This window comes from Psychrobacter sp. FME6 (assembly GCF_014861365.1).
In the GTDB taxonomy this organism is placed as follows: domain Bacteria; phylum Pseudomonadota; class Gammaproteobacteria; order Pseudomonadales; family Moraxellaceae; genus Psychrobacter.
In genome coordinates, this window is the sequence record NZ_RRYW01000199.1 from 1 (window position 1) to 1283 (window position 1283).

At 43.4% G+C, this 1283-nt stretch carries 1 protein-coding gene; it reads right to left on the bottom strand.

Going from position 1 to position 1283, the window contains the following annotated elements:
* Window positions 1-49 precede the first annotated feature (49 nt).
* Window positions 50-1215 (bottom strand): IS3 family transposase gene (locus EI162_RS14200; protein ID WP_192524946.1). Its coding sequence is split into 2 segments (ribosomal slippage): window positions 50-957 and window positions 957-1215, totalling 1167 coding nucleotides; the frame shifts between segments, so codons are not numbered across the junction.
* Window positions 1216-1283 lie beyond the last annotated feature (68 nt).

The following is a 1283-nucleotide window of genomic DNA, read 5'->3' on the forward strand; positions in this document are numbered from 1 at the left end:
ATGTGACCCCTGCCGTCAAATCCGTACACATAAACTTGGGAGATTTTAGTTACGCAGCCTGACGATAATAATCAAACCACATCTGTCTTGGCGATTTATAGCCCAAACCCTTTTGAATTCTCGTCTGATTATAGTAAAGCTCAATATATTGGCGAATGTCAGTCATCGCCGTAAATCTGGTTTTATAGTCTTGGTGGTATATCAGCTCATTCTTTAATATGCCCCAGAAGCTTTCTATGGGTGCGTTGTCGAAACAATTGCCCTTGCTACTCATTGAACCTGTAAACTGATGCTGCTTAATGATCTTATGGTACGCGTGGCTACAGTACTGACTGCCTCTGTCAGAGTGAACGATTAGCCCTTTGCTTGGTCGTTTATTCTTGATGGCCATGTTCAATGCTTTGCATACTAGATCTGCGGTCATTCGCTTATTGATAGCATAGCCGACCAGCTCTTTGGTGTATAAGTCTTTGACTCCCGCTAAATACAACCAGCCCTCATGGGTCCAGATATAAGTAATATCGCTTACCCATGCTTGGTTAGGGCGACTGGCATCAAACTTCTGATCCAGTACGTTTGGATAGACCAGCTTGTTGTGATTAGAGTCGGTGGTCACTTTAAAGCGCTTATGACGACGACATTTAATGCCGTGTTCCTCTTTGATGCTTCTTACCATATATAGGCTAATGTCATGCCCTTGCTCGCTTAGATGAGCATGCAGTCGATCTACGCCATAACGTTCTTTCGTTTCATTGTGAGCCGCTTTAACCAGTAATTCAGACTGGTTGCGATGTATCTGTTGGTCGCTGATGTCACGACTTAGCCAGTCGTAATAGCTTGATGGCTTAACCCTTAACACACGGCACATAGTGGTGATGCTAAATATCTGCTGATTGGCTTTAATAAAGGCGTACTTCACTAACTGTGCTTGGCAAAGTACGCCGTCGCCTTTTTTAGTATCTCTCGCTCCTCTTCAGCCACTTTAAGCTGTCGTTTGAGCTGCTTTATTTCTTGAAGAGCACTCATAAGATCAGGATCATATTGCTCTGTGCCGACAAGCTTGCCTTGATTGGCTTTGTTATGCCAATTTGAGAGCGTTTGCATGGCAATGCCAAGCTGCTTTGCAGTCGCTGAAATATTGCCGTTGTTGTCTGCTATCTTCTTGACAGCTTCGGCTTTAAATTCGTCACTGTAGGTTCTTACTTTCTTGGTCATGATAAACTCCGATTAATACGCTTAGTTTACCAAGTTTACTTGTACGGTTTTGTCAGCATAGCTCAATG